Genomic DNA, 26,751 nt, shown 5'->3' with positions numbered 1-26,751 from the left:
CTTTTTCCTCGCCTCGGCTCGGGTCTTGACTTGACTGGGGCGGCTTGGCGTGCGCTCCCAGCACCGATGTGATTTTGCGAGCCCGTGGAAGGACGCCCCTTGGTCGCCTCGCGCAACCCCCAGTCCGACAGCATTTCCAACGTCACCGGCCCCCGCCGCATCTCCTTCGCAAAGATCTCCGAGCCGCTTCAGGTTCCGGATCTGCTTGCGCTTCAGGTGGATAGTTTCGACTGGCTGGTCGGTAACGAAACGTGGCAGGCCCGTGTGGCCGCCGCCGAGGCCGAGGGGCGGTCGGACCTGTCCGGCCCCAGCGGCCTGGAAGAGATTTTCGAGGAGATCTCCCCGATCGAGGACTTCAGCGGCACCATGTCGCTGTCGTTCCGCGACCACCGCTTCGAGCCTCCGAAGAACACGGTGGACGAGTGCAAGGAGCGGGATGTCACCTATTCCGCGCCGCTGTTCGTCACCGCCGAGTTCATGAACAACGAAACCGGTGAGATCAAGAGCCAGACCGTCTTCATGGGCGACTTCCCGCTGATGACGCGCAAGGGCACCTTCGTCATCAACGGCACCGAGCGGGTCGTCGTGTCCCAGCTCGTCCGCTCGCCCGGTGTGTACTTCGAGCGCACCCCGGACAAGACGTCCGACAAGGACATCTTCACCGCCAAGATCATCCCGTCGCGCGGCGCGTGGCTGGAGTTCGAGGTGGACAAGCGCGACATGGTCGGCGTCCGTCTCGACCGCAAGCGCAAGCAGAACGTCACCGTCCTGCTCAAGGCGCTCGGCTGGACCGACGCACAGATCCTGGAAGAGTTCGGCGAGTACGAGTCGATCCGGCTGACCCTGGAGAAGGACCACACCTCCGGGCAGGACGACGCGCTGCTGGACATCTACCGCAAGCTGCGTCCGGGTGAGCCGCCGACCCGCGAGGCCGCGCAGGCGCTGCTGGAGAACTACTACTTCAACGGCAAGCGCTACGACCTGGCCAAGGTCGGTCGCTACAAGATCAACAAGAAGCTCGGCCGTGACGAGGCGCACGACATGGCGGTGCTGACCGTCGACGACATCGTCGCCACGATCAAGTACCTGGTCGCGCTGCACGAAGGCAAGACCGAGCTGCCGGCACCGAAGGGCGAGATCGTCGTCGAGGAAGACGACATCGACCACTTCGGCAACCGCCGTCTGCGTACGGTCGGCGAGCTGATCCAGAACCAGCTCCGCACCGGCCTGGCCCGGATGGAGCGGGTGGTCCGGGAGCGGATGACGACCCAGGACGTCGAGGCGATCACGCCGCAGACCCTGATCAACATCCGTCCGGTGGTGGCGGCGCTGAAGGAGTTCTTCGGCACCTCCCAGCTGTCCCAGTTCATGGACCAGACGAACCCGGTCGCGGGTCTGACCCACAAGCGCCGGCTGAACGCGCTCGGCCCGGGTGGTCTGAGCCGTGAGCGGGCCGGCTTCGAGGTCCGCGACGTGCACCCGTCCCACTACGGCCGGATGTGCCCGATCGAGACCCCGGAAGGCCCGAACATCGGCCTGATCGGCTCGCTCGCGTCGTACGGCCGGGTGAACGCGTTCGGCTTCGTCGAGACGCCGTACCGCAAGGTCGTCGAGGGCCAGGTCACCGACCAGGTCGACTACCTGACCGCCGACGAGGAGGACCGTTTCGTCATCGCGCAGGCCAACGCCGCGCTGACCGACGACAACCGGTTCGCCGAGGAGCGCGTGCTGGTCCGTCGCCGTCACGGTGAGGTCGAGCTCGTTCCGGTCGACGACGTCGACTACATGGACGTCTCGCCGCGCCAGATGGTGTCGGTCGCGACCGCGCTGATCCCGTTCCTCGAGCACGACGACGCCAACCGCGCGCTGATGGGCTCGAACATGCAGCGCCAGGCGGTGCCGCTGATCACCTCGGACGCGCCGCTGGTCGGCACCGGGATGGAGTTCCGCGGTGCGGTCGACGCCGGCGACGTGGTCGTCTCCGACAAGGCCGGTGTGGTCAAGGAGGTCTCGGCCGATCTGATCGAGATCGCCGCCGACGACGGCACGTACCAGACCTACCGGATGGCGAAGTTCCGCCGCTCGAACCAGGGCACCTGCATCAACCAGCGTCCGCTGGTCGACGCCGGTCAGCGGGTCGAGATCGGTACGCCGCTGGCCGACGGTCCGTGCACCGACGAGGGCGAGATGGCCCTCGGCCGGAACATGCTGGTCGCGTTCATGACCTGGGAGGGTTACAACTACGAGGACGCGATCATCCTCAGCCAGCGCGTCGTCCAGCAGGACCTGCTGACCTCGATCCACATCGAGGAGCACGAGGTCGACGCTCGCGACACCAAGCTGGGTCCGGAGGAGATCACCCGGGACATCCCGAACGTCTCCGACGAGATGCTGTCCGACCTGGACGAGCGCGGCATCATCCGGATCGGCGCCGAGGTCACCACCGGTGACATCCTGGTCGGCAAGGTCACGCCGAAGGGCGAGACCGAGCTGACCCCGGAGGAGCGGCTGCTCCGCGCGATCTTCGGTGAGAAGGCGCGCGAGGTCCGCGACACGTCGCTGAAGGTGCCGCACGGCGAGGAGGGCACCGTCATCGGTGTCCGGGTCTTCGACCGCGACAACGGCGACGAGCTGCCGCCGGGCGTCAACCAGCTGGTCCGCGTGTACGTGGCCCAGAAGCGGAAGATCTCGGTCGGCGACAAGCTGGCCGGCCGGCACGGCAACAAGGGCGTCATCTCCAAGATCCTTCCGGTCGAGGACATGCCGTTCCTCGAGGACGGCACCCACGTCGACGTGATCCTCAACCCGCTGGGCGTGCCCGGCCGGATGAACGTCGGCCAGGTGCTGGAGACCCACCTCGGGTGGATCGCCAGCCGTGGCTGGGAGGTCGACCCGGAGAACGAGGAGGAGTGGGCGCAGCGGCTGATCAAGATCGGCGCCGGTGCGGCCGAGCCGATGACGAACGTCGCCACCCCGGTCTTCGACGGCGCCACCGAGGAAGAGGTCACCGGCCTGCTCTCCTCGACGCTGCCGAACCGGGACGGTGTCCGGATGGTCAACGGTCAGGGCAAGGCCCGGCTGTTCGACGGCCGTTCGGGTGAGCCGTTCCCGGACCCGATCGGTGTCGGCTACATGTACATGCTGAAGCTGCACCACCTGGTCGACGACAAGATCCACGCGCGTTCGACCGGTCCGTACTCGATGATCACGCAGCAGCCGCTGGGTGGTAAGGCCCAGTTCGGTGGCCAGCGGTTCGGCGAGATGGAGGTGTGGGCCCTCGAGGCCTACGGTGCCGCCTTCGCGCTGCAGGAACTGCTGACGATCAAGTCCGACGATGTCGTCGGCCGGGTCAAGGTGTACGAAGCGATCGTCAAGGGCGAGAACATCCCGGAGCCGGGTATCCCGGAGTCGTTCAAGGTTCTGGTCAAGGAAATGCAGTCCCTCTGCCTCAATGTCGAGGTGCTCTCGTCCGACGGAAGCCGGGTCGAGATGCGCGACAGCGAGGAGGACGTCTTCCGGGCGGCGGAGGAACTGGGCATCGACCTGTCCCGGCGCGAGCCGAACAGTGTCGAGGAGGTCTGAGCGGGTTGCCGCTTGAGATCAACAACCAACTCACTCAGACCACTTTTAGCAACGGGAGATAACACATCGTGCTCGACGTGAACTTCTTCGACGAGCTTCGGATCGGCCTGGCGACCGCGGATGAGATCCGCCAGTGGTCGCACGGCGAGGTCAAGAAGCCGGAGACGATCAACTACCGGACGCTCAAGCCCGAGCGTGACGGCCTCTTCTGCGAGAAGATCTTCGGTCCCACCCGGGACTGGGAGTGCTACTGCGGCAAGTACAAGCGCGTTCGCTTCAAGGGCATCATCTGCGAGCGGTGTGGCGTCGAGGTCACCCGCTCCAAGGTGCGCCGTGAGCGGATGGGCCACATCGAGCTGGCCGCGCCGGTCACCCACATCTGGTACTTCAAGGGTGTCCCGTCGCGGCTCGGCTACCTGCTCGACCTCGCCCCGAAGGACCTGGAGAAGGTCATCTACTTCGCGGCGTACATGATCACCGACGTCGACGACGAGGCCCGGCACCGCGACCTGTCCTCGCTCGAGGGCCGGGTGGACGTGGAGCGTAAGCAGCTCGAGAACCGTCGTGACAACGACATCGAGCAGCGGATGAAGAAGCTCGAGGAGGACCTGGCGCAGCTCGAGGCCGAGGGCGCCAAGGCCGACGTACGCCGCAAGGTGAAGGAAGGCGCCGAGCGTGAGGTCAAGCAGCTGCGCGACCGTGCGCAGCGCGAGATCGACCGCCTCGACGAGGTCTGGACCCGGTTCAAGAACCTCAAGGTCCAGGACCTGGAGGGCGACGAGATCCTCTACCGCGCCATGAAGGAGCGGTTCGGCAAGTACTTCGAGGGCGCCATGGGTGCCGCCGCGATCCAGCGCCGGCTGGAGACCTTCGACCTGAAGGCCGAGGCGGACAACCTGCGCGAGACGATCAAGACCGGTAAGGGGCAGCGCAAGACGCGGGCCCTGAAGCGGCTCAAGGTCGTCACCGCGTTCCTGGCCACCAACAACAGCCCGATGGGCATGGTGCTCGACTGCGTCCCGGTGATCCCGCCGGACCTGCGGCCGATGGTTCAGCTCGACGGTGGCCGGTTCGCCACCTCGGACCTGAACGACCTGTACCGCCGGGTGATCAACCGGAACAACCGGCTCAAGCGGCTGCTCGACCTGGGCGCGCCCGAGATCATCGTCAACAACGAGAAGCGGATGCTGCAGGAGGCCGTCGACGCGCTGTTCGACAACGGCCGCCGCGGTCGTCCGGTCACCGGCCCGGGCAACCGGCCGCTGAAGTCGCTGTCCGACATGCTCAAGGGCAAGCAGGGTCGTTTCCGTCAGAACCTGCTGGGCAAGCGCGTCGACTACTCGGGCCGCTCGGTCATCGTGGTCGGCCCGCAGCTGAAGCTGCACCAGTGCGGTCTGCCGAAGGCGATGGCGCTGGAGCTGTTCAAGCCGTTCGTGATGAAGCGGCTGGTCGACCTCAACCACGCGCAGAACATCAAGTCCGCCAAGCGGATGGTCGAGCGTCAGCGCGCCCAGGTCTGGGACGTGCTGGAAGAGGTCATCACCGAGCACCCGGTTCTGCTCAACCGTGCACCAACCCTGCACCGGCTGGGTATCCAGGCGTTCGAGCCGCAGCTGATCGAGGGCAAGGCGATCCAGATCCACCCGCTCGTCTGCTCCGCGTTCAACGCGGACTTCGACGGTGACCAGATGGCGGTGCACCTGCCGCTGTCGGCCGAGGCGCAGGCCGAGGCCCGGATCCTGATGCTGTCGACCAACAACATCCTCAAGCCGGCCGACGGCCGTCCGGTCACGATGCCGACGCAGGACATGATCATCGGCATCTACTTCCTGACGATGCTGAAGGAAGGCGCCAAGGGCGAGGGCCGGGCGTTCAGCTCGGTGGCCGAGGCGATCATGGCCTTCGACCGCCACGAGCTGTCGCTGCAGGCCAAGATCTCGCTGCGGCTGAACGGTTCCGCGGCTCCGGCCGACGCGATCGAGCTGGCCGACGGTGGCTTCGGACTGGAGACCACCCTGGGCCGCGCGTTGTTCAACGAGGCGCTGCCGGCGGACTACCCGTTCGTCGACACCGAGGTGGGCAAGAAGCAGCTCGGTGGAATCGTCAACGACCTCGCGGAGCGGTACACCAAGGTCGAGGTCGCGCACGCCCTCGACGCGTTGAAGGACCTCGGTTACTACTGGTCCACCCGTTCCGGGGTGACCGTGTCGATCGACGACTTCAGCACGCCGCCGTCCAAGCCGGAGATCATGGCTCGGTACGAGGCCCAGGCCGAGAAGGTCCAGAAGCAGTTCGAGCGGGGTCTGATCACCTCGTCCGAGCGGCGTCAGGAGCTGATCGAGATCTGGACCGGCGCCAACGCCGAGGTCGGTAAGGCGATGGAGGAGAACTTCGCCAAGGACAACCCGATCTGGATGATGGTGCACTCCGGTGCCCGAGGCAACATGATGCAGATCCGGCAGATCTCCGGTATGCGTGGTCTGGTGGCCAACCCGAAGGGCGAGATCATCGCCCGGCCGATCAAGTCCAACTTCCGCGAGGGCCTGTCGGTGGTCGAGTACTTCATCGCCACCCACGGCGCCCGGAAGGGTCTGGCCGACACCGCGCTGCGGACCGCCGACTCGGGTTACCTGACCCGTCGTCTGGTGGACGTCTCGCAGGACGTGATCATCCGCGAGGAGGACTGCGGCACCGAGCGGGGCCTGCCGAAGCAGATCGGCGAGAAGGACCCGAGCGGCAAGGTCGTCCACGCCGAGAACGTGGAGACCAGCGCGTACGCGCGGACCCTGGCCACCGACGCCCTGGACGCCGACGGCAACGTCGTGCTCGCCGGCGGCGCCGACCTGGGCGACGTGTCGATCGCGAAGCTGGTCGCGGCCGGGATCGAGGAGGTCAAGGTCCGGTCGGTGCTCACCTGTGACGCCAAGACCGGTACCTGCGCGAAGTGCTACGGCCGTTCGCTGGCGACCGGCAAGCCGGTCGACATCGGCGAGGCGGTCGGCATCATCGCGGCCCAGTCCATCGGTGAGCCGGGTACGCAGCTGACGATGCGTACCTTCCACACCGGTGGTGTCGCGGGCGATGACATCACCCACGGTCTGCCGCGTGTCGTCGAGCTGTTCGAGGCCCGCCAGCCCAAGGGCAAGGCGCCGATCTCGGAGGCCGCCGGCCGGATCTCGATCGAGGACACCGACAAGACCCGGAAGCTGGTGCTCACCCCGGACGACGGTTCCGAGGAGGTCGCCTACCCGGTGTCGAAGCGTGGCCGCCTGCTGATCGAAGAGGGTCAGCACGTCGAGGTCGGTCAGCAGCTGACGCAGGGTACGCCGGACCCGCAGGAGGTTCTGCGGATCCTGGGTGTCCGCAAGGCGCAGGAGCACCTGGTGGACGAGGTCCAGGAGGTGTACCGGTCGCAGGGTGTGGCCATCCACGACAAGCACATCGAGATCATCGTCCGGCAGATGCTGCGCCGCGTCACGGTGATCGAGTCGGGCGACGCCCAGCTGCTGCCGGGTGAGCTCGCGGACCGGATCATGTTCGAGGCGGAGAACCGCCGCGTCGTGGCCGAGGGCGGTACGCCGGCCTCGGGTCGTCCGGTGCTGATGGGTATCACCAAGGCCTCGCTGGCGACCGAGTCGTGGCTGTCGGCCGCCTCCTTCCAGGAGACGACCCGCGTCCTCACCGAGGCCGCGATCCACGGCAAGTCCGACTCGCTGGTCGGTCTGAAGGAGAACGTCATCATCGGCAAGCTGATCCCGGCCGGTACGGGCATGGACCGTTACCGCAACATCCGGGTGGAGCCCACCGAGGAGGCGAAGGCCGCGATGTACTCGATGGTCGGCTACGAGTCGTACGACTACGACTTCGGCCCGTCCTCGGGCCAGTCGGTCCCGCTCGACGACTTCGACCTCGGTTCGTACCAGAACTGATTCGAGTCACCCCGCCGAGGGCGGCATCCCCATCCGGGGGTGCCGCCCTCGCGGCATTTACGCGCCGGTACGACGAGGCTTGGAGAAGACACTCGGGGTGGCGGCTGAAAGTGTGGGCGGGATAGGCCAAGATTGGTGCATGACGGATCTGCCGGCCTACCTGCGGCCTTTCGTCTTGGGGGTTCTGGATGGTCCCGATGTACGTGTCGATCGCTTGGGGGAGATCGACCTGTACCGCCCGCCCGGGACCGCCCGAGGCGGTGCAATTCTCTTTGTGCACGGGGGTCCTGGACCCGCCGGTCTCGAGGTCATGCCTCGGGAGTGGCCGGTCTACAAGGGCTATGCGACCGCGGCGGCCAGGCGGGGCCTGGTGGCAGCGGTCGTCGACCACAGCCTGATCCACGGTCTCGACCGACTGGTCGCGGCCGCGGACGAGGTGGAGGCCGCGGTCGGCGTACTGCGTTCGGATCCGCGGGTGGACCCTGATCGGGTCGGCCTGTGGTTCTTCTCCGGCGCCGGCCTGCTGGCCGGGGAGTGGCTGGACAGCCGCCCCGACTGGTTGCGGTTCGTCGCCCTGACCTACCCCCTGCTCGCCACCCCGCCCGGTGTCGACGATTTGGTAACCGCCGCCGAAGTGATCGGCAAACACAAGGACCTGCCGGTGCTGCTGACCAGAGCTGGACTCGAGCGTGAGGAGCTCGCCGGTCCGGTCGCGGAGTTCGTTTCCGCGGGTGGCGCCGCGCTGGACATCATCGACGTACCGAAAGGGCACCACGGGTTCGACATGCTCGACCACACCGAAGAATCACGCGCCGCCGTCACCAAGGCCCTGGACTGGGCCATCGCCCACCTCGGCGAGGAGCCCGGTGACGACGGCAAGCTCCTCGTCCCACCCCCGGCCGCCAAGAAGACGACCTCGACCCGGCGGACGACGTCCGCCGCCAAACCGGCCAAACCGGCCACAGCGGTCAAGGAGGCCCCTGCCGGCCCCGCTACCCGGCAGACGCCACCCCCGGCCCCCAAGGCCACGCCGGCTCCTCCTGCGGCCCCTTCTGCAGCTCCTGTGCAGGCTCCACTGGCCGACCTCGGGATGGCGGCCGTCACCGCCGACACCCCGGCCGCCCGGGTGATCAGCCGCGAGCACGCCGCCTTCGACGCGCACGACCTCGAGGCCTTCCTGGCGATGTACTCGCCGACGGCGCGGATCCTGCTCGCCGACGGCACCGAGCTGAAGGGCCGCCGGTTCCTGCGCGAGTACTACCGGCCGCGCCTCGACGCCGGCCAGGGCAAGACCGAAGTGGTGCAGCGACTGATGCTGGGGGAGTGGGTCGTCGAGCACGTGGTGTCGTACGACGACGGCGGGACCACTCCGCAGCTCGGTCTGTACCGCGTCGTCGACGGCCTGATCACCGACGTCGAGTTCCGCGTCTGACTGCTGCGAGCAGGGCCTCTGCAAGCGCTTGCCCAGGCTCATCCCGGAGGCCCTGTACACTAGAGAAGCGGAAGCTCCTCGACCGCGGTTGATTACTCATTTTGACCGTGCTTGAGGCACCCGCTAGTCTTAACGATCGTGCCCGGGGTCTTCCTTGGGCCGTCATGCGTGCCCCTCGTCCAACGGGTCGGGCCGCGTGGCACGGGACTTCTAGCCGACAGTCTTGAGATTAAGGCCTCGGTACGCCCGTGCGCACGCGACACACCCGACCGCGGGGGTCAGGTAAGAGCAACAAACCCAGCCGGACGACAGAAAGAGACCCACGCGGTGCCCACCATTAACCAGCTGGTCCGCAAGGGCCGCCAGGACAAGGTGTCCAAGAACAAGACGCCGGCCCTGAAGGGTTCCCCTCAGCGTCGTGGTGTGTGCACGCGCGTCTACACGACCACGCCGAAGAAGCCGAACTCGGCCCTTCGTAAGGTTGCGCGTGTCCGCCTGACCAGCGGTATCGAGGTCACCGCCTACATTCCTGGCGTCGGCCACAACCTGCAGGAGCACTCGATCGTGCTCGTCCGCGGCGGCCGCGTGAAGGACCTCCCCGGTGTCCGGTACAAGATCATCCGCGGTTCGCTCGACACCCAGGGTGTGAAGAACCGGAAGCAGGCTCGCAGCCTCTACGGCGCGAAGAAGGAGAAGAGCTAATGCCGCGCAAGGGCCCGGCCCCGAAGCGCCCGGTCATCATCGACCCGGTCTACAGTTCGCCGCTCGTCACCCAGTTGATCTCGAAGATCCTGGTCGACGGCAAGAAGCAGATCGCGCAGAGCATCGTCTACAGCGCGCTCGAGGGCACTCGCACCAAGACCGGCACCGACCCGGTGATCACGCTGAAGCGTGCGCTGGACAACGTGAAGCCGAGCATCGAGGTGAAGAGCCGCCGCGTCGGTGGTGCGACCTACCAGGTGCCGATCGAGGTCAAGCCCGGCCGGTCCACCACGCTGGCGCTGCGCTGGCTGACGACGTACTCGCGGGCCCGTCGTGAGAAGACCATGTCCGAGCGGCTGATGAACGAGATCCTGGACGCGTCCAACGGTCTCGGTGCGTCGGTGAAGCGCCGCGAGGACACGCACAAGATGGCCGAAGCCAACAAGGCTTTCGCCCACTACCGCTGGTGATCCGGGGTCCGATCCGGACCCCAGTGATCCCCCTTTGACGCAAGACAGAATCGAGAGGTAGACCACCGAGGTGGCCGTACAAATCACCACCGACCTGGCCAAGGTCCGCAACATCGGGATCATGGCCCACATCGACGCCGGCAAGACGACGACGACCGAGCGGATCCTCTTCTACACCGGTATCACCTACAAGATCGGTGAGGTCCACGACGGCGCCGCCACGATGGACTGGATGGAGCAGGAGCAGGAGCGCGGCATCACGATCACGTCCGCCGCGACGACCTGCACCTGGAAAGACCACACCATCAACATCATCGACACCCCGGGGCACGTCGACTTCACCGTCGAGGTGGAGCGCTCGCTGCGCGTCCTCGACGGCGCTGTCGCGGTGTTCGACGGTGTCGCCGGCGTCGAGCCGCAGTCCGAGACCGTGTGGCGCCAGGCGGACCGGTACGGCGTGCCGCGGATCTGCTTCGTCAACAAGCTGGACCGGACCGGCGCGGAGTTCATGCGCTGTGTCGACATGATCGTCGACCGGCTGGCCGCGGTGCCGCTGGTGCTGCAGCTGCCGATCGGTTCCGAGGCCGACTTCATCGGCGTCGTGGACCTGGTCGGGATGCGTGCGCTGACCTGGCGCGGCGAGACCACGATGGGTGAGGACTACACCGTCGAGGAGATCCCGGCCACCCACACCGAGATCGCCGCCGAGTGGCGCGACAAGCTGATCGAGACGCTGGCCGAGGCCGACGACGAGATCATGGAGATGTACCTGGAGGGCGACGAGCCCACCCAGGAGCAGCTGGTCGCGGGTATCCGCCGCGCGACGCTCGCCAGCAAGCTGACCCCGGTGCTGACCGGCACCGCGTTCAAGAACAAGGGTGTCCAGCCGCTGCTCGACGCGATCAACGCGTACCTGCCGAGCCCGATCGACGTCCCGGCCATCGAGGGCCACGACGTCAAGGACCCGGAGCAGGTCGTACTGCGCAAGCCGGACGACGGCGAGCCGTTCTCCGCGCTGGCGTTCAAGATCGCCGCCGACCCGCACCTGGGCAAGCTGACCTTCATCCGGGTGTACTCGGGCAAGCTCGAGACCGGCACCCAGGTGCTGAACCCGACGAAGGGCCGCAAGGAGCGGATCGGCAAGATCTACCGCATGCACGCGAACAAGCGTGAGGAGATCGCGTCGATCGGCGCCGGCCACATCGTCGCGGTGATGGGCCTGAAGGACACCACCACCGGTGAGACCCTGTGCGACCCGGCCAAGCCGGTCGTCCTGGAGTCGATGCAGTTCCCGGCCCCGGTCATCTCGGTCGCCATCGAGCCCAAGTCGAAGGCCGACCAGGAGAAGCTGGGCGTCGCGATCCAGCGGCTCGCCGAGGAGGACCCGACCTTCCAGGTCCGGACCGACGAGGACACCGGCCAGACCATCATCGCCGGTATGGGCGAGCTGCACCTCGAGGTGCTGGTCGACCGGATGAAGCGCGAGTTCCGGGTCGAGGCGAACGTCGGCAAGCCGCAGGTCGCCTACCGCGAGACCATCAAGAAGAAGGTCGAGAAGGTCGACTACACGCACAAGAAGCAGACCGGTGGTTCGGGTCAGTTCGCGCGCGTGATCATCGACATCGAGCCGACTTCGGTCGAGGCCGGTGGCGAGGGTGGCTACGAGTTCGTCAACGCCGTCACCGGTGGCCGCATCCCCCGGGAGTACATCCCGTCGGTGGACGAGGGCGCCCAGGAGGCGATGGAGTTCGGCGTACTGGCCGGCTACCCGATGGTGGACGTCAAGGTGACGCTGCAGGACGGCGCCTACCACGACGTCGACTCCTCCGAGCTCGCGTTCAAGATCGCCGGTTCGATGGCCTTCAAGGATGCTGCCCGCCGGGCGAATCCGGTCATCCTCGAGCCGATGTTCGCGGTCGAGGTGATCACCCCCGAGGACTACATGGGTGAAGTGATCGGCGACCTCAACTCGCGCCGTGGCCAGATCCAGTCGATGGACGAGGGCCCCGGTGGCAGCCGGGCCGTGAAGGCTCTGGTGCCGTTGTCCGAGATGTTCGGGTATGTCGGTGACCTGCGGTCCAAGACCCAGGGCCGCGCGTCCTACTCGATGCAGTTCGATTCCTACGCCGAGGTTCCGAAGAACGTGGCGGAAGAGATCATCAAGAAGGCCCGGGGCGAGTAATCTCTCGCTCCTGACCACCACACCCCAAGCGCGTCGGCGTACGGCGTAGTCAACATTTATCTAGGAGGGCCCCAGTGGCGAAGGCGAAGTTCGAGCGGACTAAGCCGCACGTCAACATCGGCACCATCGGTCACATCGACCACGGTAAGACCACGCTTACCGCGGCGATCACCAAGGTGCTGCACGACAAGTACCCGAACCTCAACGAGGCGTCGGCCTTCGATCAGATCGACAAGGCGCCCGAAGAGCGTCAGCGCGGTATCACCATCTCCATCGCGCACGTCGAGTACCAGACCGAGGCCCGGCACTACGCCCACGTCGACTGCCCGGGTCACGCGGACTACATCAAGAACATGATCACCGGTGCGGCCCAGATGGACGGTGCGATCCTGGTCGTCGCCGCCACCGACGGCCCGATGCCGCAGACGCGTGAGCACGTGCTGCTCGCCCGTCAGGTCGGCGTGCCGGCGATGGTCGTCGCGCTGAACAAGTGCGACATGGTCGACGACGAGGAGATCCTGGAGCTCGTCGAGCTCGAGGTTCGCGAGCTGCTCTCGGAGCAGGAGTTCGACGGCGACAACGCGCCGATCGTGCGGGTTGCCGCACACCCGGCGCTGCAGGGCGACGCCAAGTGGGGCGAGTCGATCATCGAGCTGATGGACGCGGTCGACTCCTACATCCCGCAGCCGGAGCGCGAGATCGACAAGCCGTTCCTGATGCCGGTGGAGGACGTCTTCACCATCACGGGTCGCGGCACGGTCATCACCGGCCGGATCGAGCGCGGTGTCATCAAGGTCAACGAGACCGTGGACATCGTCGGCATCCGTCCGGAGAAGCAGACCACCACGGTCACCGGTATCGAGATGTTCCGCAAGCTCCTCGACGAGGGCCAGGCCGGTGAGAACGTCGGTCTGCTGCTCCGTGGTACGAAGCGCGAGGACGTCGAGCGCGGCATGGTCGTCATCAAGCCGGGCACCACGACCCCGCACACCAACTTCGACGCTTCGGTCTACATCCTGTCGAAGGAGGAGGGCGGCCGGCACACGCCGTTCTTCCAGAACTACCGTCCGCAGTTCTACTTCCGGACCACGGACGTCACCGGCGTCGTCACGCTGCCCGAGGGCACCGAGATGGTCATGCCGGGCGACAACACCGACATGTCGGTCGAGCTGATCCAGCCGATCGCCATGGAGGAGGGTCTGAAGTTCGCGATCCGTGAAGGTGGCCGCACCGTCGGCGCCGGCCGGGTCACCAAGATCGTCAAGTGATCACACGAGGTCCGCGAGGGCTCGCAGTCTGAGCCCCGCGGACCTCTGCTTTGCGCCTGATCCGGCGCTCAGGTGGTACCGGATCAGGCGTGGAGCCACCCGATTGGCGTTTCGACGCCGATCTCTGGCACAATATTCAGGTTGCTCAGGCGAGGCCGCCGGGGTGCGCCCCAGATCTTCCGATCTGGCTGGTGCGCTGGACCGGAGACCATGCCGAGGTTCGGTCCGAGACCGAGCCCCGATCACCATCCCAGGTCGAAGAAGCGGTGGGTCACGCGCGTGCCGCGTACGCGACACACCCGACCGCGGGGGTCGGAGCAACGCACCGAAAGACGATAGAGAAGGACGAAGCGAAGCGATGGCGGGACAAAAGATCCGCATCCGGCTGAAGGCCTACGACCACGAGGTCATCGACAGCTCGGCACGCAAGATTGTCGACACGGTGACGCGTACTGGTGCGAAGGTTGCTGGCCCGGTGCCGTTGCCGACGGAAAAGAACGTGTTCTGCGTCATCCGCTCGCCGCACAAGTACAAGGACAGCCGCGAGCACTTCGAGATGCGCACCCACAAGCGGCTCATCGACATCATCGACCCCACGCCGAAGACCGTCGACTCGCTGATGCGTCTCGACCTGCCGGCTGGTGTCGACATCGAGATCAAGCTCTGAGGACGCGGAAAGACCAATGAGCACTGTGAAGAACACGCGCGGTCTGCTGGGCACCAAGCTCGGCATGACCCAGACCTGGGACGAGAACAACCGAGTCGTCCCCGTCACCGTGATCCAGGCCGGGCCCTGCGTCGTCACCGGTGTCCGCACCGCGGACCGGGACGGCTACGACGGCGTCCAGATCGCCTTCGGCGACATCGACCCGCGCAAGGTGACCAAGCCCCTGCGCGGCCACTTCGACAAGGCCGGCGTGACGCCGCGGCGCCACCTGCTGGAGCTGCGCACCGCCGACGCCAGCGAGTACACGCTGGGTCAGGAGATCAAGGCCGAGGCCTTCGAGGCCGGTGAGCGGGTCGACGTTTCCGCGACCAGCAAGGGCAAGGGTTTCGCCGGTGTGATGAAGCGGCACGGCTTCGGTGGTCTGCGGGCCACCCACGGTGTGCACAAGAAGCACCGTTCGCCGGGCTCCATCGGCGGCTGCGCCACCCCGGGCCGGGTTTTCAAGGGTCTGCGGATGGCCGGCCGGATGGGTGGCGAGCAGGTCACCACGCAGAACATCTCCGTGCACGCGATCGACACCGACCGCGGCCTGATCCTGCTGAAGGGTGCGGTTCCCGGCCCCAAGGGCGGCCTGGTGCTGATCCGCAACGCCGCGAAGGGAGCTGCGAAGTGAGCACCGTCGACGTCGTCGCCGTGAAGGGCGACAAGGTCAGCAAGAAGGGTTCCGCCGAGCTTCCGGCCGAGCTGTTCGACGTCCAGGTCAACGTGCCGCTGATCCACCAGGTCGTGGTGGCCCAGCTGGCGGCGGCCCGTCAGGGTACGCACAAGGCGAAGAGCCGGGGCGAGGTGTCCGGCGGTGGCGCCAAGCCGTACCGCCAGAAGGGCACCGGTCGCGCCCGCCAGGGTTCGACCCGCGCGCCGCAGTTCACCGGTGGTGGCGTCGTCCACGGCCCGGTGCCGCGCGACTACAGCCAGCGGACCCCGAAGAAGATGATCGCCGCCGCGCTCCGCGGCTCGCTGTCGGACCGGGCCCGTGACGGCCGCGTGTTCGTCGTCGAGAGCTTCGTGGACGGCGACAAGCCGTCGACCAGGTCGGCGCTGAACGTGCTCTCCCAGGTCACCGACCCGGGTAAGGCGCTGGTCGTGGTCGACCGCGCCGACGAGCTGACCTGGCTGAGCCTGCGCAACGTGCAGCACGTGCACCTGATCGCGGCCGACCAGCTCAACGCGTACGACGTGCTGTGCAGCGACGCGGTCGTGTTCACCAAGAGCGCGCTCGACTCGTTCGTCGCCGGCGCGCCCAAGGGCAAGTCCGTCAAGGCCGTCGCGACGTCGACTGAGGCCGAGGAGGTAGAAGCATGAGCCACGGAGTCAACAAGGACCCGCGTGACGTGCTGCGCCGGCCGGTCGTGAGCGAGAAGAGCTACGGCCTGCTGGACGAGCAGAAGTACACGTTCGAGGTCGACCCGACCGCCAACAAGACCGAGATCAAGCTCGCGGTCGAGAAGGTCTTCAAGGTCAAGGTCAGCGACGTGAACACCATCAACCGCAAGGGCAAGCGCCGTCGTACCCGCTCCGGGTTCGGCAAGCGCCCCGACACCAAGCGGGCGATCGTGACCCTCAAGGGTGACGACCGCATCGACATCTTCGGAGGCCAGTCGTAATGGGGATCCGCAAGTACAAGCCGACGACGCCGGGCCGCCGTGGCTCGAGTGTGGCCGACTTCGTCGAGCTCACCCGTTCGACCCCCGAGAAGTCGCTGCTGCGTCCGCTCCCGAAGAAGGGCGGCCGGAACAACTCCGGCAAGATCACCACCCGGCACCACGGTGGCGGTCACAAGCGGGCGTACCGGCTGATCGACTTCAAGCGGTACGACAAGGACGGCGTGCCGGCGAAGGTCGCGCACATCGAGTACGACCCGAACCGCACCGCGCGGATCGCGTTGCTGCACTACGTGGACGGCGAGAAGCGCTACATCCTCGCCCCGTCGAACCTGCAGCAGGGCACGGTCGTCGAGAACGGCCCGGCCGCCGACATCAAGATCGGCAACAACCTGCCGCTGCGCAACATCCCGGTCGGTTCCACCATCCACGCGGTCGAGCTGCGGCCGGGCGGTGGCGCCAAGATGGGCCGCTCCGCCGGTGCCAGCATCCAGCTGGTCGCGAAGGAAGGCCGGATGGCCACCCTGCGGATGCCGTCCGGCGAGGTCCGGATGGTCGACGTGCGCTGCCGCGCCACCCTCGGTGAGGTCGGCAACGGCGAGCAGTCGAACATCAACTGGGGCAAGGCGGGCCGGATGCGCTGGAAGGGCAAGCGCCCGACCGTCCGCGGTGTCGCGATGAACCCGGTCGACCACCCGCACGGTGGTGGTGAGGGTAAGACCTCGGGTGGTCGCCACCCGGTGTCCCCGTGGGGTCAGCCTGAGGGCCGCACCCGCACCCGCAAGGAAAGCGACCGCATGATCGTCCGGCGCCGCAAGGCCGGCAAGAAGCGCTGATAGGAGCCGGCCAGAATGCCACGCAGCCTGAAGAAGGGCCCGTTCGTCGACCACCACCTCGCGAAGAAGGTGGAGGTGCAGAACGAGAAGGGCACCAAGAACGTCATCAAGACCTGGTCCCGCCGATCGATGATCGTGCCGGACATGATCGGCCACACGATTGCGGTGCACGACGGCCGCAAGCACGTGCCGGTGTTCGTGACGGACGCGATGGTCGGGCACAAGCTCGGCGAGTTCGCACCGACCCGGACGTTCAAGGGTCACGAGAAGGACGACCGGAAGTCACGGCGTCGCTGATCCTCAGGGACAGTGACGAAGCGAAAGCAACCTACGGAGAGATTCGAACATCATGAGCGTTCAAGAGCGTAGGGCGATCAGCGCCCGTCGCGAGAGCCTGCTGGGCGACGAGCCCGGGGCCTTCGCGGTCGCGCGCTTCGTCCGCGTGACGCCGATGAAGGCGCGCCGCGTGGGTGATCTGGTGCGCGGTCTGGGCGTCGACGACGCACTCGCCACTCTGAAGTTCGCCCCGCAGGCCGCTGCCGCGACCGTGTACAAGGTCGTCGACAGCGCCGCGGCGAACGCCGAGGGCACCGAGCACCTGAGCCGGGCCGACCTGGTCGTGGCCAAGGTCCTCGTGGACGAGGGGCCGACGCTGAAGCGTCACCGCCCGCGTGCGCAGGGCCGGGCCACCCGGATCGACAAGCGCACCAGCCACATCACCATCGTGGTGACCCCGCGGGTCACCGACGAGCCGGTCGAGAAGGCTCCGGCCAAGAAGACGGCCGCCAAGAAGTCCGCGGACACCGGGGACACGGCGAAGAAGGCTCCCGCCAAGAAGACGGCCAAGAAGGCCGCCGACAAGGCAGAGGCCGCCGAGAAGCCGGCCAAGAAGGCGACCGCCAAGAAGTCGGCCGCCAAGAAGGCCACCGCTGAGAAGAAGGAGTCCTGACGTGGGACAGAAGGTAAACCCGCACGGGTTCCGTCTCGGCATCAGCACCGACCACAAGAGCCGTTGGTACGCCGACAAGCTGTACAAGGACTACGTGGGCGAGGACGTCAAGATCCGCCGCCTGCTGAGCAAGGGCATGGAGCGCGCCGGTATCTCCCGTGTGGAGATCGAGCGCACCCGTGACCGGGTCCGGGTCGACATCCACACCGCCCGTCCGGGCATCGTGATCGGCCGCCGTGGCGCCGAGGCGGACCGCATCCGCGGCTCGCTGGAGGAGCTCACCGGCAAGCAGGTGCAGCTGAACATCCTCGAGGTGAAGAACTCCGAGGTCGACGCCCAGCTGGTCGCACAGGGTGTGGCCGAGCAGCTGTCCGGCCGCGTGGCGTTCCGCCGCGCGATGCGCAAGGCGATGCAGACCACCATGCGTGGCGGCGCCCTGGGCATCCGGATCCAGTGCTCCGGCCGGCTCGGTGGCGCGGAAATGTCGCGGTCGGAGTTCTACCGCGAGGGCCGCGTCCCGCTGCACACGCTGCGGGCCGACATCGACTACGGCTTCTACGAGGCCCGGACGACCTTCGGCCGGATCGGCGTGAAGGTCTGGATCTACAAGGGCGACGTCGCCGGTACCCGCGCCGAGCGGGAGGCGCAGGCAGCTGCCCGCGCCGCCACGCAGCAGCGTGGCCGTCCGGCCCGTCGTGACGGTGGCGACCGCGGTGACCGTGGTGGTCGCGGTGGAGACCGCGGCGGCCGTGGCGGCCGTGGCGACGACCGTCGGGACAACGCGCGCAACAACAACGCGGCTCCGGCCGCCGAGGCTGCTGCGCCGGCTGCCGAGAAGGCCGCCGAGACGACCGGAACGGAGAGCTGACCGATGCTCATCCCCCGCAAGGTCAAGCACCGCAAGCAGCACCACCCCAAGCGCACCGGCGCTGCCAAGGGTGGTACGACGCTGGCCTTCGGTGACTTCGGCATCCAGGCGCTGGAGAGCCACTACGTCACCAACCGGCAGATCGAGGCCGCGCGTATCGCGATGACCCGGCACATCAAGCGTGGCGGCAAGGTGTGGATCAACATCTACCCGGACCGTCCGCTGACCAAGAAGCCTGCCGAGACCCGGATGGGTTCCGGTAAGGGTTCGCCGGAGTGGTGGATCGCCAACGTCAAGGCGGGTCGCGTGCTGTTCGAGCTCTCCGGCGTACCGGAGGACATCGCTCGCGAGGCCATGCGCCGCGCGATCCACAAGTTGCCGATGAAGTGCCGCTTCATCACCCGAGAGGCAGGTGAGAACTGATGGCTACCCTGACCGCCGCCGAGCTGCGGAACCTCGGGCGGGACGAGCTGATGACCAAGCTCGGTGAAGCCAAGGAGGAGCTGTTCAACCTCCGGTTCCAGGCTGCCACGGGCCAGCTGGAGTCCCACGGCCGGCTGCGCGCCGTCCGCAAGGACATCGCCCGCATCTACACGGTGCTGTCCGAGCGTGCGCTCGGTATCACCGAGGAGGTCGACGCCCCGGTTGCCGAGGCAGAGGCCGACGAGACTGCGGACGACAGTGAGAAGGCCAACGCATGACCGAGAACGTGAAGGACGAGACCGTGAGCACGACCACCGAGGCGCGAGGCCGCCGCAAGACCCGTGAGGGTCTGGTGCTGAGCGACAAGATGGACAAGACCGTCACCGTCGAGGTCGAGGACCGGGTCAAGCACAAGCTGTACGGCAAGGTCATCCGGCGGACGAGCAAGCTCAAGGCGCACGACGAGCAGAACGCCGCCGGTATCGGCGACCGCGTCCTCCTGATGGAGACCCGGCCGCTGTCGGCGACCAAGCGCTGGCGCGTCGTCGAGATTCTCGAGAAGGCCAAGTAGTTCCGGTCGTTGCGATCGGCAACCAATCGAAATTATTCGTTCCGCAAGGCTCACGTGAGTGAGAACCAGCGAGACAACCAGGAGATCAACAGATGATCCAGCAGGAGTCGCGACTGAAGGTCGCCGACAACACGGGTGCCAAGGAGATCTTGTGCATCCGCGTTCTCGGTGGCTCCGGTCGGCGCTACGCCGGTGTCGGTGACACGATCGTCGCCACCGTCAAGGACGCGATCCCCGGCGGCGGTGTGAAGAAGGGTGACGTCGTGAAGGCGGTCGTCGTGCGGACCGTGAAGGAGCGCCGGCGTCCGGACGGCTCCTACATCCGCTTCGACGAGAACGCCGCGGTGATCCTGAAGGCCGACGGCGAGCCGCGCGGCACCCGTATCTTCGGGCCGGTCGGCCGGGAGCTGCGGGAGAAGCGCTTCATGAAGATCATCTCGCTCGCGCCGGAGGTGCTCTGAGATGGCCCAGCAGAAGAAGCTGCACGTGAAGAAGGGCGATCAGGTTCGTGTGATCGCCGGTAAGTCCAAGGGCCTCGAGGGCAAGATCATCCAGGTCTTCCCCGACGACGAGAAGGTCATCGTCGAGGGCGTCAACCGGGTGAAGAAGCACACCAAGGTGCAGCAGGCCCAGCGCGGCGGCACCACCGGTGGCATCGTCACCCAGGAGGCCCCGATCCACGTCTCGAACGTGGCGCTTCTGGTCGAGGTCGAGAAGGACGGCAAGAAGCAGAAGGTGACCACCCGCGTCGGCTACAACCGCGTCGAGGTGCAGAAGCGCCGTCCCGACGGCTCGACGTACACCGGTTTCCGGAGCGTCCGGATCGCCCGGCGTACCGGCGAGGAGATCTGATGAGCACCGCAGTAACCGAGACCAAGGTCCAGCCGCGGCTGAAGACGAAGTACCGCGAGGAGATCGTCGGCAAGCTGCAGGACGAGTTCAAGTACGCCAACGTCATGCAGGTGCCCGGGCTCACCAAGATCGTGGTGAACATGGGCGTCGGCGAGGCGGCGCGTGACTCCAAGCTGATCGAGGGCGCGGTGAAGGACCTGGCCGCGATCACCGGCCAGAAGGCCCAGGTCACCAAGGCCCGCAAGTCGATCGCGCAGTTCAAGCTGCGCGAGGGGATGCCGATCGGCGCCCACGTGACGCTGCGCGGCGACCGGATGTGGGAGTTCCTGGACCGGCTGCTGGCGCTCGCGCTGCCCCGGATCCGCGACTTCCGCGGCCTGTCCCCGAAGCAGTTCGACGGCACCGGGAACTACACCTTCGGTCTGACCGAGCAGGTGATGTTCCACGAGATCAACCAGGACCGCATCGACCGGGTCCGGGGTATGGACATCACCGTGGTGACCACCGCGAAGAACGACGACGAGGGTCGGGCCCTGCTGCGGGCGCTCGGCTTCCCGTTCAAGGAGAACTGACGTGGCGAAGACAGCACTCAAGGTCAAGCAGGCCCGGAAGCCGAAGTTCGCGGTGCGTGGCTACACGCGCTGCCAGCGCTGCGGCCGGCCGAAGGCGGTCTTCCGCAAGTTCGGCCTGTGCCGGATCTGCCTGCGGGAGATGGCGCACCGGGGCGAGCTGCCCGGTGTGACCAAGTCCAGCTGGTGACCGTCTCCACCCCCGAACTTCTCCCTACTCACCATCTAGTCACCGTAGGTCGCCGAACGGCGAAACCACGGCGGGAAAGAGGCCCCAGGCCATGACGATGACCGACCCGATCGCAGACATGTTGACGCGTCTGCGGAACGCCAACCAGGCGTACCACGAGTCGACCGCGATGCCGTACAGCAAGATCAAGCAGGGTATCGCCGACATTCTCCAGCAGGAGGGCTACATCGCCTCCTACAAGGTGGAGGAGCCCAAGGAGGGCGCCGTCGGCAAGACCCTCATCGTGGACCTCAAGTTCGGCCCGAGCCGGGAGCGCTCCATTGCGGGCGTACGCCGGATCAGCAAGCCGGGCCTGCGGGTCTACGCGAAGTCGACCAGCCTGCCCAAGGTCCTCGGTGGCCTGGGCGTCGCGATCATCTCGACGTCCCAGGGACTGCTGACCGACCGTCAGGCAAAGAACAAGGGCGTCGGCGGGGAAGTCCTCGCCTACGTCTGGTGACGAAGAACCGGAAGGAGGACCACTGAAATGTCTCGCATCGGTAAGCTCCCGGTCACGGTCCCGTCCGGCGTCGACGTCACGATCGACGGCCAGACGGTCACTGTGAAGGGTCCGAAGGGTCAGCTGTCGCACGTCGTCGCTGAGCCGATCGCGGTCAACCGCGACGAGGACGGCGCGATCGCCGTCACCCGTCCGGACGACCAGCGCAAGAGCAAGGAACTGCACGGTCTGTCCCGCACCCTGATCGCGAACCTGGTCACGGGTGTCACGGACGGCTACGAGAAGAAGCTCGAGATCGTCGGCGTCGGGTACCGCGTCCTGTCCAAGGGACCGACCCAGCTGGAGTTCTCGCTCGGGTACAGCCACACCATCACGGTGGACGCGCCGGAAGGCATCACGTTCAACGTGGAGGCGCCGACCCGGTTCTCGGTGATCGGCATCGACAAGCAGTCGGTCGGTGAGGTCGCCGCCAACATCCGCAAGCTGCGTAAGCCCGAGCCGTACAAGGGCAAGGGTGTGCGGTACGCCGGCGAGCAGGTGCGCCGCAAGGTCGGAAAGGCTGGTAAGTAACCCATGGCGATCGGACTGCGTCCGCACAAGCACTCCGCCAAGAAGACGGCCTCCCGGCTGCGTCGGCAGATCCGGGTCCGGAAGAAGATCAGCGGCACGGCCGAGCGGCCGCGGCTGGTGGTCACCAAGTCCTCGAGGCACCTGTTCGTTCAGGTCATCGACGACGTGGCCGGCAAGACGCTGGTCTCCGCCTCCACCATGGAGGCCGACCTGCGCGGCGCCGAGGCCAACAAGACCGACAAGGCCAAGACCGTCGGCGGCCTGATCGCCGACCGGGCCAAGGCTGCCGGGATCGACTCGGTCGTGTTCGACCGGGCCGGGAACAAGTACCAGGGCCGCATCGCAGCCCTGGCCGACGCCGCCCGCGAGGGCGGGCTCGGGTTCTGACATGGCGACGTACAAGGAAGAAGGTAGTTCGAAATGAGCGGAGGCCAGCAGCGTCGCGGAGGCGGCGCCGGTGGTGAGCGCCGTGGTCGCGACGGAGGTCGCGGTCAGGCAGCTGACAAGACCGCCTACATCGAGCGCGTGGTAGCCATCAACCGTGTCGCCAAGGTCGTGAAGGGTGGTCGTCGCTTCAGCTTCACCGCCCTCGTGGTCGTCGGTGACGGTGAAGGCACCGTCGGTGTGGGTTACGGCAAGGCCAAGGAGGTGCCCGCGGCGATCGCCAAGGGCGTCGAGGAGGCCAAGAAGGCGTTCTTCAAGGTGCCGCGGATCCAGGGCACCATCCCGCACCCGGTCCAGGGCGAGAAGGCTGCCGGCGTGGTCATGCTGCGTCCGGCCGCGCCCGGTACCGGTGTGATCGCGGGTGGCTCGGCACGCGCCGTACTGGAGTGCGCCGGGATCCACGACATCCTGAGCAAGTCGCTGGGCTCGTCCAACTCCATCAACGTGGTGCACGCCACCGTTGAGGCGTTGCGCAGCCTGGAGACCCCGGAGGCCGTGGCCGCGCGCCGTGGTCTGCCGGTCGAGGACGTCGCGCCGGCGGCCCTGCTGAAGGCGCGGGCGGAGGTGGCGTCCTGATGGCACGCCTGAAGGTCACCCAGATCCGTTCCGGCATCGGTGGCAAGCAGAACCAGCGCGACACGCTGCGCACCCTGGGCGTCAAGCGGATCGGCGACACCGCCGTCCACGAGGACAAGCCTGAGGTTCGCGGCATGGTCCGTGCGGTTCGCCACCTCATCACCGTCGAGGAGGTCGACTGACATGGCGCTCAAGGTTCACCACCTGCGTCCGGCGCCCGGTGCCAAGACCGCCAAGACCCGCGTGGGTCGTGGTGAGGGCAGCAAGGGCAAGACGGCCGGCCGCGGTACCAAGGGCAGCAAGGCTCGTAACAACATCCCCGAGTGGTTCGAGGGTGGCCAGATGCCGCTGCACATGCGGCTCCCGAAGCTGAAGGGCTTCAAGAGCAGGAACCGGGTGGAGTTCCAGGTCGTTAACCTGGACAAGCTCGGACAACTGTTCCCCGAAGGTGGCGAGGTCGGCGTAGCCGAACTGGTCGCCAAGGGCGCGGTCCGTCGCGGTCAGCCGGTCAAGGTACTGGGTGACGGCGAGCTGACCGTGGCACTGCAGGTCTCGGCTCACAAGTTCTCCAAGTCCGCCACGGACAAGATCCAGGCGGCTGGGGGGACCACGACCGAGGTGTGACACGAGGTCCAGGGCTCGTAACGCCCGGTGCTTGATATCCTGCGCCGGTCGGACGGGCCCTGGTTCGTCTCTTGCCCAGCGGCTTAGCTAGGCCCCTGCCGTGCCCGCGGCAAGGGAAACTTGTGGGAGGACAGGGTGTTAGGCGCCTTTGCCAACGCGTTCAAGACTCCGGACCTGCGCCGGAAGATCTTGTTCGTGCTCTTCATCGTCGTGATCTTCCGGATCGGCTCCGTCGTGCCGGCACCGGGCGTCAACGTTCAGTCTCTGCACACGTGTATCAAGATCTCCCAGGGTGGCCAGAACGCCAACCTGTACAACTTGATCAACCTGTTCTCCGGCGGAGCGCTGCTGCAGCTCGCGATCTTCGCGCTCGGCATCATGCCGTACATCACCGCCAGCATCATTCTGCAGCTGCTCACCGTGGTGATCCCGCGGCTGGAGTCGCTGAAGAAGGAAGGCCAGGCGGGACAGGCCAAGATCACGCAGTACACCCGGTTCCTGACCGTCGGCCTCGCGATCCTGCAGTCGACCGCGTTCGTGGCGCTGGCCCGGACGCCGGGCCGGCTGTTCCAGGGCTGCACCGAGCCGCTGCTGTACAAGGACGACTGGTTCACCGTCAGCGTGATGGTGCTGACCATGACCGCCGGCACCGGCGTGATCATGTGGCTCGGTGAGCTGATCACCGACCGCGGCGTCGGCAACGGTATGTCGATCCTGATCTTCACCCAGATCGTCGCCACCTTCCCGACCCAGCTGTGGAGCATCCGCAAGCAGAAGGGCGTCACCACGTTCGTCGTGGTGATCGCGATCGGGTTGGTCATCATGGCCGCGGTCATCTTCATCGAGCAGGCCCAGCGCCGGATCCCGGTGCAGTACGCCAAGCGGATGGTCGGACGCAAGATGTTCGGCGGTACGTCGACGTACATCCCGCTGAAGGTCAACCAGGCCGGCGTCATCCCGGTGATCTTCGCGTCCAGCCTGCTGTATCTCCCCGTCCTGGTCAGTCAGTTCCAGCAAGGCAAGGGCTGGTCGAACTGGATCCAGGGCAACTTGGTCAAGGGCGACCACCCGATCTACATGGTGACGTACGTCGCCCTGATCATCTTCTTCACGTACTTCTACGTCTCGATCACCTTCAACCCGAAGGAGGTCGCCGACAACATGAAGAAGTACGGCGGCTTCATCCCGGGTATCCGGGCGGGTCGGCCGACGGAGGAATACCTCAAGTACGTGTTGGACCGCATCACGCTGCCCGGCGCGATCTACCTCGCGGCGATCTCGATGATCCCGCTGGTCGCTCTCGTCCTGCTGAACGCGAACCAGAACTTCCCCTTCGGCGGTACGTCGATCCTGATCATGGTCGGCGTCGGACTCGACACGGTGAAGCAGATCGAGTCCCAGCTGCAGCAGCGTAACTACGAAGGGTTCCTGCGCTGATGAGAATGTTGCTGATGGGTCCGCCCGGGGCGGGCAAGGGCACGCAGGCAAAGGTGCTTGCGGACCGCCTGAATATCCCGGCCGTGTCCACCGGCGACATCTTCCGTGCGAACGTGAAGGACGAGACACCGCTGGGCGTCGAGGCCAAGCGGTACATGGATGCCGGCGACTACGTCCCGGACGAGATCACGAACGCGATGGTCCGTGACCGGCTGTCCGAGGCCGACGCCGGCGAAGGCTTCCTGCTCGACGGGTACCCGCGGACGCTGGCCCAGGTCAGCACGCTGGACGAGATCCTGGCCGACCACGGCCACAAGCTGGACGCCGTGGTCGCGCTGGTCGCCGATATCGACGTGCTCGTCGAGCGGATGACCAAGCGGGCACACATCGAGGGCCGGACCGACGATTCCGAAGAGGTCGTCCGGCACCGGCAGGACGTCTACGCCGCCGAGACCAAGCCGCTGCTGCAGGTGTACGCCGACCGCGGCCTGCTGGTCGAGGTGGACGGTGTCGGCGAGATCGACGAAGTGAGCGAGCGGGTGCTCGCCGCGCTCAAGACGGTGACCGAATAAACCGATGATGTTCAGGGACCGCGGGATCGAGATCAAGACCCGCGAACAGATCCTCGCGATGCGGAAGGCCGGCCTGGTGGTCGGCCGGACGCTGGAGCTGCTCCGCGGGGAGGTCAAGGCCGGTATCACCACCGGTGACCTCGACGCGATCGCCGAGGACAACATCCGGTCCTCCGGCGCGACCCCGTCGTTCAAGGGGTACCACGGCTTCACCGGCTCGATCTGCGCGTCGGTGAACGACGAGATCGTGCACGGCATCCCGGGCGGCCGGGTGCTGGCCGACGGCGATCTGATCTCGATCGACTGCGGCGCGATCGTCGACGGCTGGCACGGCGACGCCGCGATCACCGTCGGCGTCGGCGAGGTCGCCGACGAGCTGCTCGAACTCGCCCGGATCTGCGAGGAGTCGATGTGGCGCGGGTTCGCCGCGGCCCGGCTCGGCGGCCGGTTGACCGACATCTCGGCCGCGATCGAGACGCACGTCCGCGCCAATTCGTCGTACGGCATCGTCGAGGACTTCGTCGGGCACGGGATCGGGTCGGCCATGCACCAGCCGCCGAACGTGCCGAACTTCGGCCGCCCCGGTCGCGGGCCGAAGCTGGTCGAGGGGATGGCGCTCGCGGTCGAGCCGATGCTCACGCTCGGCAAGCAGGACAACCACACGCTCGAGGACGACTGGACGGTCGTCACCGACGACGGCCGCTCGGCCGCGCACACCGAGCACACGTTCACTCTCACTCCGCAAGGGCCGTGGGTGCTGACCGCGATCGACGGCGGCGAGGCCAAGCTGGCCGAGCTCGGGATCAAGTTCGGCGCTCTGGCTGATTGACGGACTCCGGGGGTCCACCCGTCGGGGGACGCGGATCGGACCGCAGCTG

The 26,751-nt window shown here is 66.8% G+C and carries 30 protein-coding genes and 1 pseudogene; all 31 read left to right on the top strand.

The window, feature by feature from the left end; genetic code table 11:
• Window positions 1-99: 99 nt before the first annotated feature.
• The 31 genes and pseudogenes from rpoB (at window position 100) to map (ending at window position 26,702) form a co-directional block, all read left to right on the top strand.
• The gene (rpoB, locus tag OHA10_RS05910) at window positions 100-3,582 is read left to right on the top strand and encodes a DNA-directed RNA polymerase subunit beta (protein WP_371405153.1); all 3,483 of its coding nucleotides are present in this window, start codon (window positions 100-102) and stop codon (window positions 3,580-3,582) included.
• Window positions 3,583-3,650: 68 nt separating this feature from the next.
• A complete protein-coding gene (locus OHA10_RS05905) occupies window positions 3,651-7,511 on the top strand; it encodes a DNA-directed RNA polymerase subunit beta' (RefSeq protein ID WP_371405152.1) in 3,861 nt (1,286 codons plus the stop codon).
• A 310-nt stretch (window positions 7,512-7,821) separates the two neighbouring features.
• Window positions 7,822-8,943 (top strand): nuclear transport factor 2 family protein, encoded by a 1,122-nt coding sequence (locus tag OHA10_RS05900; RefSeq protein WP_371405151.1) that lies wholly within the window; start codon window positions 7,822-7,824, stop codon window positions 8,941-8,943.
• Between the two features lie 327 nt (window positions 8,944-9,270).
• Complete coding sequence (rpsL, locus tag OHA10_RS05895; protein WP_130384649.1) at window positions 9,271-9,645, top strand: 30S ribosomal protein S12; 375 nt, start codon at window positions 9,271-9,273, stop codon at window positions 9,643-9,645.
• On the top strand, window positions 9,645-10,115 hold the full coding sequence (rpsG, locus tag OHA10_RS05890) for a 30S ribosomal protein S7 (protein WP_131286359.1): 471 nt from the start codon (window positions 9,645-9,647) through the stop codon (window positions 10,113-10,115). The genes rpsL and rpsG overlap by 1 nt, the downstream gene beginning before the upstream one ends.
• A 121-nt stretch (window positions 10,116-10,236) precedes the next feature.
• Entirely contained in the window at window positions 10,237-12,297 is a 2,061-nt protein-coding gene (gene fusA, locus OHA10_RS05885; protein ID WP_371407901.1) for an elongation factor G, read from the top strand.
• A gap of 74 nt (window positions 12,298-12,371) precedes the next feature.
• Window positions 12,372-13,565: an elongation factor Tu gene (gene tuf / locus OHA10_RS05880; RefSeq protein WP_371405150.1), complete on the top strand. Its 1,194-nt coding sequence runs from the start codon at window positions 12,372-12,374 to the stop codon at window positions 13,563-13,565.
• A 358-nt stretch (window positions 13,566-13,923) separates the two neighbouring features.
• A complete protein-coding gene (rpsJ, locus tag OHA10_RS05875; RefSeq protein WP_012923688.1) occupies window positions 13,924-14,232 on the top strand; it encodes a 30S ribosomal protein S10 in 309 nt (102 codons plus the stop codon).
• Window positions 14,233-14,248: 16 nt separating this feature from the next.
• Window positions 14,249-14,905 carry a 50S ribosomal protein L3 gene (rplC, locus tag OHA10_RS05870; protein WP_371405149.1) on the top strand — a complete coding sequence of 219 codons (657 nt, stop codon included), beginning with the start codon at window positions 14,249-14,251 and terminating at the stop codon, window positions 14,903-14,905.
• The gene (gene rplD, locus OHA10_RS05865) at window positions 14,902-15,594 is read left to right on the top strand and encodes a 50S ribosomal protein L4 (RefSeq protein WP_371405148.1); all 693 of its coding nucleotides are present in this window, start codon (window positions 14,902-14,904) and stop codon (window positions 15,592-15,594) included. The genes rplC and rplD overlap by 4 nt, the downstream gene beginning before the upstream one ends.
• Window positions 15,591-15,896 carry a 50S ribosomal protein L23 gene (gene rplW / locus OHA10_RS05860; protein WP_137258647.1) on the top strand — a complete coding sequence of 102 codons (306 nt, stop codon included), beginning with the start codon at window positions 15,591-15,593 and terminating at the stop codon, window positions 15,894-15,896. The genes rplD and rplW overlap by 4 nt, the downstream gene beginning before the upstream one ends.
• Window positions 15,896-16,729, top strand: a complete 834-nt coding sequence (gene rplB / locus OHA10_RS05855) for a 50S ribosomal protein L2 (RefSeq protein ID WP_137258648.1) — start codon at window positions 15,896-15,898, stop codon at window positions 16,727-16,729. Before rplW ends, rplB begins: the two co-directional genes overlap by 1 nt.
• 15 nt (window positions 16,730-16,744) lie before the next feature.
• Window positions 16,745-17,026: a 30S ribosomal protein S19 gene (gene rpsS, locus OHA10_RS05850; RefSeq protein WP_130441496.1), complete on the top strand. Its 282-nt coding sequence runs from the start codon at window positions 16,745-16,747 to the stop codon at window positions 17,024-17,026.
• Between the two features lie 52 nt (window positions 17,027-17,078).
• Window positions 17,079-17,519, top strand: a pseudogene (gene rplV, locus OHA10_RS05845) (50S ribosomal protein L22); the annotation flags it as partial.
• Between the two features lie 160 nt (window positions 17,520-17,679).
• Entirely contained in the window at window positions 17,680-18,546 is an 867-nt protein-coding gene (gene rpsC / locus OHA10_RS05840; RefSeq protein WP_371405147.1) for a 30S ribosomal protein S3, read from the top strand.
• A gap of 3 nt (window positions 18,547-18,549) precedes the next feature.
• Complete coding sequence (gene rplP / locus OHA10_RS05835) at window positions 18,550-18,969, top strand: 50S ribosomal protein L16 (protein ID WP_371405146.1); 420 nt, start codon at window positions 18,550-18,552, stop codon at window positions 18,967-18,969.
• On the top strand, window positions 18,969-19,247 hold the full coding sequence (gene rpmC / locus OHA10_RS05830; protein ID WP_130441488.1) for a 50S ribosomal protein L29: 279 nt from the start codon (window positions 18,969-18,971) through the stop codon (window positions 19,245-19,247). Before rplP ends, rpmC begins: the two co-directional genes overlap by 1 nt.
• On the top strand, window positions 19,244-19,540 hold the full coding sequence (gene rpsQ, locus OHA10_RS05825) for a 30S ribosomal protein S17 (protein ID WP_134107182.1): 297 nt from the start codon (window positions 19,244-19,246) through the stop codon (window positions 19,538-19,540). Before rpmC ends, rpsQ begins: the two co-directional genes overlap by 4 nt.
• 92 nt (window positions 19,541-19,632) lie before the next feature.
• A complete protein-coding gene (gene rplN / locus OHA10_RS05820) occupies window positions 19,633-20,001 on the top strand; it encodes a 50S ribosomal protein L14 (protein ID WP_012923677.1) in 369 nt (122 codons plus the stop codon).
• 1 nt (window position 20,002) lies between these two features.
• Complete coding sequence (rplX, locus tag OHA10_RS05815) at window positions 20,003-20,392, top strand: 50S ribosomal protein L24 (RefSeq protein WP_137258652.1); 390 nt, start codon at window positions 20,003-20,005, stop codon at window positions 20,390-20,392.
• The gene (rplE, locus tag OHA10_RS05810) at window positions 20,392-20,964 is read left to right on the top strand and encodes a 50S ribosomal protein L5 (RefSeq protein ID WP_371405145.1); all 573 of its coding nucleotides are present in this window, start codon (window positions 20,392-20,394) and stop codon (window positions 20,962-20,964) included. The genes rplX and rplE overlap by 1 nt, the downstream gene beginning before the upstream one ends.
• A gap of 1 nt (window position 20,965) precedes the next feature.
• Window positions 20,966-21,151, top strand: coding sequence for a type Z 30S ribosomal protein S14 (locus OHA10_RS05805; RefSeq protein ID WP_012923674.1), 186 nt, complete (start codon window positions 20,966-20,968; stop codon window positions 21,149-21,151).
• A gap of 91 nt (window positions 21,152-21,242) precedes the next feature.
• Window positions 21,243-21,650: a 30S ribosomal protein S8 gene (rpsH, locus tag OHA10_RS05800; RefSeq protein WP_134107189.1), complete on the top strand. Its 408-nt coding sequence runs from the start codon at window positions 21,243-21,245 to the stop codon at window positions 21,648-21,650.
• 27 nt (window positions 21,651-21,677) lie between these two features.
• Window positions 21,678-22,220, top strand: coding sequence for a 50S ribosomal protein L6 (gene rplF / locus OHA10_RS05795; protein WP_134107191.1), 543 nt, complete (start codon window positions 21,678-21,680; stop codon window positions 22,218-22,220).
• 3 nt (window positions 22,221-22,223) lie between these two features.
• Window positions 22,224-22,607, top strand: a complete 384-nt coding sequence (gene rplR, locus OHA10_RS05790) for a 50S ribosomal protein L18 (RefSeq protein WP_134107193.1) — start codon at window positions 22,224-22,226, stop codon at window positions 22,605-22,607.
• Window positions 22,608-22,640: 33 nt separating this feature from the next.
• Window positions 22,641-23,240 carry a 30S ribosomal protein S5 gene (rpsE, locus tag OHA10_RS05785; RefSeq protein ID WP_137258655.1) on the top strand — a complete coding sequence of 200 codons (600 nt, stop codon included), beginning with the start codon at window positions 22,641-22,643 and terminating at the stop codon, window positions 23,238-23,240.
• Complete coding sequence (gene rpmD, locus OHA10_RS05780) at window positions 23,240-23,422, top strand: 50S ribosomal protein L30 (RefSeq protein WP_137258656.1); 183 nt, start codon at window positions 23,240-23,242, stop codon at window positions 23,420-23,422. The genes rpsE and rpmD overlap by 1 nt, the downstream gene beginning before the upstream one ends.
• A 1-nt stretch (window position 23,423) precedes the next feature.
• Entirely contained in the window at window positions 23,424-23,864 is a 441-nt protein-coding gene (gene rplO, locus OHA10_RS05775) for a 50S ribosomal protein L15 (protein WP_130441472.1), read from the top strand.
• A gap of 135 nt (window positions 23,865-23,999) precedes the next feature.
• Window positions 24,000-25,301, top strand: a complete 1,302-nt coding sequence (gene secY, locus OHA10_RS05770; protein WP_350859529.1) for a preprotein translocase subunit SecY — start codon at window positions 24,000-24,002, stop codon at window positions 25,299-25,301.
• Entirely contained in the window at window positions 25,301-25,873 is a 573-nt protein-coding gene (locus OHA10_RS05765; protein ID WP_371405144.1) for an adenylate kinase, read from the top strand. The genes secY and OHA10_RS05765 overlap by 1 nt, the downstream gene beginning before the upstream one ends.
• A gap of 4 nt (window positions 25,874-25,877) precedes the next feature.
• On the top strand, window positions 25,878-26,702 hold the full coding sequence (map, locus tag OHA10_RS05760) for a type I methionyl aminopeptidase (RefSeq protein ID WP_371405143.1): 825 nt from the start codon (window positions 25,878-25,880) through the stop codon (window positions 26,700-26,702).
• Window positions 26,703-26,751: the final 49 nt, after the last annotated feature.

This window comes from Kribbella sp. NBC_00662, from assembly GCF_041430295.1.
GTDB lineage: Bacteria > Actinomycetota > Actinomycetes > Propionibacteriales > Kribbellaceae > Kribbella.
The sequence above is the reverse complement of the archived record's forward strand: the minus strand, read 5'-3'. Positions and strand labels throughout refer to the sequence as shown.